Here is a 6,665-nt window from a genome sequence, read left to right on the forward strand (position 1 = left end):
AGGTCTGGCGACAGCCATCGCCTTCTCAGGACAGGGTTGAGCGATGGCTCAGCGGCGAGACGCCGAAATGGTTGCGGAACACCTTGGAGAAATGCGAGGTGGAGTTGAAGCCACAGGCCATGGCGATCTCCGCGATCGATTGCTCGCTCTGAACGATCAGGTTGCGGGCGCGGTGCAGGCGCATCTCCATCGCGTAGCGCTTGGGCGAGGTGTTGAGGTACCTGCCGAAGAGCCGCTCCAACTGCCGTGTCGAAATTCCGAGCTTTTCCGCGACCTCGTAGGGCGCAAGCGGCGTCTCGATGTTCTCTTCCATGATCTGGATGGAGCGGGCGAGATGCGCGTTTCGCATGCCGTGGCGCGACTGGAGCGAGACGCGCTGCCCCGCCGTTCCCTCGCGAACGGCGTTATAGACCATCTGGTCGGCGACGGCGGTGGCGAGGGCCGCGCCATGTTCCTTCGCGATCAGGTGCAGCATCAGGTCCGCAGCCGCCGTGCCGCCAGAGGCGGTCACGAATTTCTCATGCGCGACGAAGACGTTGCGCACCAGCCGGACAGCCGGAAACTTCTCGGTGAAGAGGTCGTGGAATTCCCAGTGGATGGCGGTATCGATGCCATCGAGGAAACCGGCCATGGCAAGGACATAGGCGCCCGAGCAGATCGCCCCGATCCTGGAGCCGCGCGCCCGCTCGCGGCGCAGGTAGTTCAGCAGGCCGGGAGTGATCTGGTTCTGCACGCCGATGCCGGAAATCAGGAACAGCCGCTCATCCCGCTCGATCTGCTGGAAACCGCGGTCAACGAGCGTGACGGCGCGGTTCGAGCAGGTGGCGGAGGTGCCGTTCTCCGACATCAGGGACCAGCGGTAAAGCGGCTTGCCTGAGACGAGGTTGGCGATGCGGAGGGGTTCGAGCGCGCAGGAAAACGCGAGGTGCGAGAAGTCTTCGACGAGAAGAAAGACAAAATGCGTCGTTTGGGTCATGTCCGCGTGCTCAAGGGGGTGTGGGAGGCGCCGGGACGGCGCCTCCGGGCATTCAGGTCAGTTCGCGGCAGCCCGCGCGGCTTCCAGGCAGGCATCGTAAGCCGCCTGATGGGCGGCGATCCAGTCCGCGACGTGACGGTCGATGTCGTTCGAATTGGCCTCTCCATCTGCCATCAACTTATTTTGTGCGGAAATGTCGTTGATGTCGATCTTGACCGGCTCAAGGAGTTTCGCCGTGATCGGGCTGGCGACGGGGCGGACGGCAAGCACGAGCGCGATCGCCGTGCCGAGGCCGCCGGCGATCGCCTTGCCGGCGTCGAGACGCCCCATGGCGCGCGGCACCTCGTTGCCGAGCCCCTTGACGGCAATCATTAAGGCGATGACGGCCATCGAGAGCGACAGCATGATGGTCGGGTTGAGCCCGGTCGGGATCGTCCGCATCGCGGCCAGAACGGGCCGGATCACCAATTCGAAGCGGTCGCTCTTGCCCGCAAGGATGCCGAGCGGCGTTCCGATCTGGACCGGCACGCCGTCCTTCATGATTGCGATGCGGTCGCAGATGCGGGTCGCCTCGTCTGGGTCATGGGTGGGGAAGATGGTGTTCTTGTGCAGTTCGTCCGAACACCCCATGAACGTCGTCTGAAGCTGCTTGCGGATCAGCGGGTCGCGGGCGGAGAACGGCTCGTCCGTCAGCAGGATCGTTGGGTCGGCGGCGATGGCGCGGGCAAGGCCCGCGCGCTGCTGCAGGCACCCCGACAACTCGTCAGCATACTTGTGATCCCATCCGGTCAGGCGCGCGGCGTCCATCGCCAGGCGCGGCTTGTCCCCGAAGGTCTTCCCGATCTGCGCGCAGCGAATGACGGTCTCGTTTTCGGATTCAGCCATGCGGGTCCTCTCTGTAGCGGGACAGCAACCACAAAACTTTATTGTAGACAACATGTATTTTATAGATCTACAAAGGGGTGCCAATACAGATTCAACGAAGGATCCTGTTGGATCGCGAAGGAGAGCCGCCCGTGGAAGTCGACAGCAGAAGCAAGAAGTCCATCTGCGCGGAGGATCTTCGGCGGCGGGTTCTGACGCAGGCGCTGGAGCCGGGCGTCTACCTGGACGAGACGGAGCTGGCCGAGAGCTACGGGATCTCCCGCCCGCCGCTCCGGGAGGTGCTGCGCCAGCTCGCGGGCGAGGGCTACGTCGTCCTGCATGAAAACCGCGGCGCGCAGGTCGCGCCGATGACCCACAAGACGCTGAGGAATTTCTTCGTGGCCGCGCCGATGATCTATGCCGCCACCACGCGGCTTGCGGCTGAACACGCGACACCCGCCCAGATCGCGCGGCTCAAGGAATGTCAGTGGGCGTTCCGCCAGGCCATCAAGAACGGCGACGCGGCGGAGCGGGCGCTTGGTAACGAGCGTTTCCACTCCATCATCGGAGAGATGGCCGACAACGAATACCTGATGCCGAGCCTCAAGCGGCTCCTGATCGACCACACCCGCATCGGCATGACCTTCTACAACCCGCGCCGGCTTGAGCTTGCCGAGCAGCGCGACCTGGCCGCCGACCAGCACGACCAGTTCATCGCGCTGATCGAGGCGGGCGACGCCGACGGCGCGGCGGAAATCGCGGTCGCGCATTGGGAACTGTCGCGCGCCCAGATCGAAAGTTTCGTCACCCCCGTGAGCATCACCATTCCGCTGGGCCGCGCGCCCGGCGCGCAGGAGACAAGAGGAGCTTCATGAAGTTCGAAGGCATTTACACCCCGGCCATTACCCCGCACCGCGAGGATGGCTCGATCGACCGCGACGCCTTTGTCGCGCAGCTTGAATACCTGATCGCCTCGGGCGTTCACGGCATCATCAACGGCGGCTCGACCGGGGAATACTACGCCCAGTCGATGCAGGAACGGATGGAGATGGCGTCGCTCGCGCGCGAGGTCACGAAGGGCCGCATTCATCTGATGATCGGCACCGTGGCGATCCGGCTGGAAGACAGCCTGGCCATGGCCGAACACGCCGCTGCGATCGGGGCCGACAGCGTCCTGATCGGCTCGCCGCCCTATTCGGTGCCCACCGAACGCGAAAACGCGCTGAACGCGCTGGCCATCGACCGGGCCGCCGATCTGCCAGCCATGCTCTACAACTATCCCGGCCGCATGGGCATCAACATGGGCGAGGAGTTCCTGGACCGCGTGGGCCGGTCGCGGAATTTCTGCGCGATCAAGGAAAGCTCGGGCGATATCAACCGGGTGCACCTTTTGGCGCGCGACTACCCGCATATCCAGATGTCCTGCGGCATGGACGACCAGGCGCTGGAGTTCTTCGCCTGGGGCGGTCGCAGCTGGGTCTGCGGCGGCTCGAACTTCCTGCCCGCCGAGCACATCGCGCTTTACCAGGCCTGCGCGGTCGAGGGCAACTTTGACAAGGGACGCCGGATCATGTCGGCGATGATGCCGCTGATGCGGGTGCTGGAGCAGGGCGGCAAGTTCATCCAGTGCATCAAGCACGGGTGTGAGATGATGGGCAATTACGCAGGCCCGCCGCGCCCGCCGCTGAAGCCCCTGAACAAGGACGACAAGCGCCAGCTGGAACAGACCGTGCGCGTGTTGAAAACCACCATCGCCAAGATCGTTGCGGAGTAAGGCCATGACCCTTCTGACCACCGAGGAATACAAGGCCATCGCCGCCAGCCTGACCTATCCGACCGGCGCCTTCATCGACGGCAGCTTCCGCCCGGCGCTCTCGGGCGCGACCTTCGACAGCGTGAACCCGGCGACGGGCGCGGTGCTGGCCAAGGTCGCCGCCTGCGGGGCGGCGGACGTGGACTTCGCCGTCGAAAAGGCGCGCGACGCCTTCGAGGACGGCCGCTGGTCACGGCTGCATCCGCGTGAGCGCAAGGAGGTGCTGATCCGCCTGGCCAGGCTCCTCAAGCGCAACGCGCGCGACCTGGCGGTGATGGAAAGCCTCGACAGCGGCAAGACCATCTTCGACTGCGAGACGGTCGATGTGCCGGAAACCATCCACTGCCTAACCTGGCACGCGGAACTGATCGACAAGATCTACGACCAGGTCGCGCCCGCCTCCGACAACCACATCGCCATGGTGGTGCGTGAACCGGTGGGCGTCGTGGGGCTGGTGCTGCCCTGGAACTTCCCGCTTCTCATGTTGGCGTGGAAGATCGGACCGGCGCTGGCGGCGGGCTGCTCGGTCATCGTGAAGCCGGCGATGGAGACCTCGCTGACCGCGTTGCGCGTGGCCGAACTGGCGATGGAGGCGGGTGTTCCCGCCGGCGTCTTCAACGTCCTGCCCGGGGGCGGGGCAGAGGTGGGCGAACCCATCGGGCGGCACATGGACATCGACGCGGTCAGCTTCACAGGTTCGACCGCGACGGGGCGGCGGTTCCTGCGCTACGCGGGCGAATCCAACATGAAGGAAGTCACGCTGGAAATGGGCGGCAAGAATCCGGCCGTGGTTCTGGACGACGCCGAGAACCTCGACCGCGTGGCGGCCCATATCGTCAACGGCGCCTTCTGGAACATGGGGGAGAACTGCTCCGCCTCGTCGCGCCTGATCGTGCAGAAGGGCGTGAAGGAGGAGCTTCTGTCGCGCATCCTTGCCCATGCCCGGGAATGGCCGATGGGCGATCCGCTGGACCCGGTGAATCGCGTCGGCGCGCTGGTCAGCAAGGCGCATTACGACAAGGTCTGTTCCTACCTTGGCGCCAAGGGACAGAAGGTGCTGCTGGGCGGCAAGGCCAGGGACGGCTTCGTCGAACCGACGATCCTCGATGTGGCCGACCGCGAGGCGCGCGCGGTGCGTGAAGAGATCTTCGGCCCGGTGCTGACGGTCCTGACCGTCGATGGCTTCGACGAGGCGATCGCGCTGGCCAACGACACCGAATACGGGCTGGCGGCCTCGATCTTCACCGCGAACGTCAAGAAGGCGATCCGTGGCGCCCGCGCGATCCGCGCCGGCACGGTGACGGTCAACAGCTTCGGCGAGGGCGACATCTCCACCCCCTTCGGCGGCTTCAAGGCCAGCGGTTTCGGCGGGCGCGACAACGGCATCCACGCCCACGACCAGTATACCCAGCTGAAGACCATCTGGGTGGACCTGGCCGACGACGCCGACGAGGCGGTCAATTGAGCGGACACACCGCCCGCAGGTTGCCGGTCCAGCTTGGACCGGCGGCCTGGAACGCCATCCTGGGGTCGCAAGGCGCGGCCCGGGCGCTTGCCGACGACCGCACCGCCGACTTCGTGATCGTGGGGGCGGGCTTTGCCGGATTGTCGGCGGCCCGCCGCTTGCGCCAGTTGCAGCCTGGCGCGCGCATCGCGGTCCTGGAGGCAGGCCGCATCGCCGAGGGTGCGGCCGGGCGCAACTCCGGCTTCATGATCGACCTGCCGCATGAACTGACCTCGGAGGACTACGCGGGCGCGGGCGACGACCGGGTGATGATCGGCCTCAACCGCCAGGCCATCGCCTTCGCGCGCGGCGCGGTCGAGGCTTACGGGATCGACCGCAACTATTTTGACCCGGTCGGCAAGGTGAACGGCGCCGCCAGCCCCGCGGCCGAGGCCCATAACGAAAGTTACGCCCGGCACCTGGCCTCGCTGGGCGAGGGCAGCCAGATGCTGGACGCCCAAGCGATGCGGGAGCTGACGGGATCCTCCCACTACCTCTCCGGCCTTTACACGCCCGGTACGGTGATGCTGCAGCCCGCGGGCTATATCCGGGGACTTGCCGCGGGGCTCGCGGCGGAGGGGGTGGATATCTTCGAGCAAAGCCCGGTCACCGGGTTCGAGCGGCGGGGCGCCGACTGGGTGGTCCGCAGCCCCGGTGGCAGCATTGCCACCGCGCGGGTGATCCTGACCGTCAACGGCCACCTCGAAAGCTTCGGCTTCGCGCGGGGAGGGCTGATGCAGCTCTTCCTTTACGCGGTGATGACGCCGGAACTGGACAGCCGGGCGCTGGCCCGGCTGGGCGGGCAGCCGCGCTGGGGGATCACGCCCTCGGACCCGATGGGCACCACGGTGCGCCGCATCGACAGCGGCCAGGGCGGCAACCGCATCGTCACCCGGACCTGCGCCACGCTCCGGCCCAACACGGTGCCTTCGGAGGCCGAGCTGCGCCGCGCCCGCAAGGTCATGCAGCGCAAGTTCGACACGCGCTTTCCCCAGCTTGCCGGAATGCGGATGGAATACGCCTGGGCCGGGCACCTGTGCCTGACGCTGAACGGTGTCTCGGTGACGCGGGAGGTCGATGACGGCGTCTTTTCCGGCTGCGTCCAGAACGGGCTCGGCACCGCGCGCGGCACCCTGACCGGCATCGGCGCGGCGGAACTCGCCTGCGGGCACACCAGCCCCATCACCGATCACTTCACCGCCGAAGCCGCGCCCAAGCGCCTTCCCCCCCAACCTTTCCAGCAGATCGGCGCGAATGCCGTGCTGAGATGGAAGGAATGGCGCGCCAGCAAGGAATAAGGGGGGCATGCAGGGGGTGCGGACCTGAAGGAAGTCCGCACGGCTGCCCGGGTCCTGTTCGCCGAATTTCCCGACATTGCCAGTGACCTGCCACTGGTCTTTCATCCAGCCACGACCGGAGCCCGGTGGTTATTTACGCCTATTGGCGCGGGTTGAGCAATCGCCCGTCGCGCGGAGCTTTCATCTCGCGCAGCGGGACGGGCGATTGCG

6 protein-coding genes are annotated in these 6,665 nt (G+C 66.2%); 4 read left to right on the forward strand and 2 right to left on the reverse strand.

From position 1 onward, the window contains the following. Window positions 1-25: 25 nt before the first annotated feature. Window positions 26-976, reverse strand: a complete 951-nt coding sequence (locus OE647_RS15495) for a GlxA family transcriptional regulator (RefSeq protein ID WP_263722666.1) — start codon at window positions 974-976, stop codon at window positions 26-28. 57 nt (window positions 977-1,033) lie between these two features. Continuing rightward, window positions 1,034-1,861: an ATP-binding cassette domain-containing protein gene (locus OE647_RS20210; protein ID WP_412174964.1), complete on the reverse strand. Its 828-nt coding sequence runs from the start codon at window positions 1,859-1,861 to the stop codon at window positions 1,034-1,036. A 131-nt stretch (window positions 1,862-1,992) separates the two neighbouring features. Here OE647_RS20210 and OE647_RS15505 point away from each other — a divergent pair, with 131 nt between their 5' ends. From OE647_RS15505 to OE647_RS15520, 4 genes are read left to right on the forward strand one after another with little or no spacing between them, the layout of a single operon-like run. Beyond that, window positions 1,993-2,715: a GntR family transcriptional regulator gene (locus tag OE647_RS15505; RefSeq protein WP_263722667.1), complete on the forward strand. Its 723-nt coding sequence runs from the start codon at window positions 1,993-1,995 to the stop codon at window positions 2,713-2,715. Then, complete coding sequence (locus OE647_RS15510) at window positions 2,712-3,614, forward strand: dihydrodipicolinate synthase family protein (RefSeq protein ID WP_263722668.1); 903 nt, start codon at window positions 2,712-2,714, stop codon at window positions 3,612-3,614. Before OE647_RS15505 ends, OE647_RS15510 begins: the two co-directional genes overlap by 4 nt. Window positions 3,615-3,618: 4 nt before the next feature. Then, window positions 3,619-5,118 carry an aldehyde dehydrogenase gene (locus OE647_RS15515; protein WP_263722669.1) on the forward strand — a complete coding sequence of 500 codons (1,500 nt, stop codon included), beginning with the start codon at window positions 3,619-3,621 and terminating at the stop codon, window positions 5,116-5,118. Then, window positions 5,115-6,455 carry an NAD(P)/FAD-dependent oxidoreductase gene (locus tag OE647_RS15520; protein ID WP_263722670.1) on the forward strand — a complete coding sequence of 447 codons (1,341 nt, stop codon included), beginning with the start codon at window positions 5,115-5,117 and terminating at the stop codon, window positions 6,453-6,455. The genes OE647_RS15515 and OE647_RS15520 overlap by 4 nt, the downstream gene beginning before the upstream one ends. The last annotated feature ends 210 nt before the right edge of the window (window positions 6,456-6,665 follow it).

Source organism: Albidovulum sediminicola (genome assembly GCF_025751575.1).
Taxonomy (GTDB): Bacteria; Pseudomonadota; Alphaproteobacteria; order Rhodobacterales; family Rhodobacteraceae; genus Albidovulum; species Albidovulum sediminicola.

Coding starts and splice junctions, on each gene's coding strand:
- OE647_RS15495 (WP_263722666.1), bottom strand. CDS start 976: ATGACCCAAACGACGCATTTTGTCTTTCTTCTCGTCGAAGACTTCTCG.
- OE647_RS20210 (WP_412174964.1), bottom strand. CDS start 1,861: ATGGCTGAATCCGAAAACGAGACCGTCATTCGCTGCGCGCAGATCGGG.
- OE647_RS15510 (WP_263722668.1), top strand. CDS start 2,712: ATGAAGTTCGAAGGCATTTACACCCCGGCCATTACCCCGCACCGCGAG.
- OE647_RS15515 (WP_263722669.1), top strand. CDS start 3,619: ATGACCCTTCTGACCACCGAGGAATACAAGGCCATCGCCGCCAGCCTG.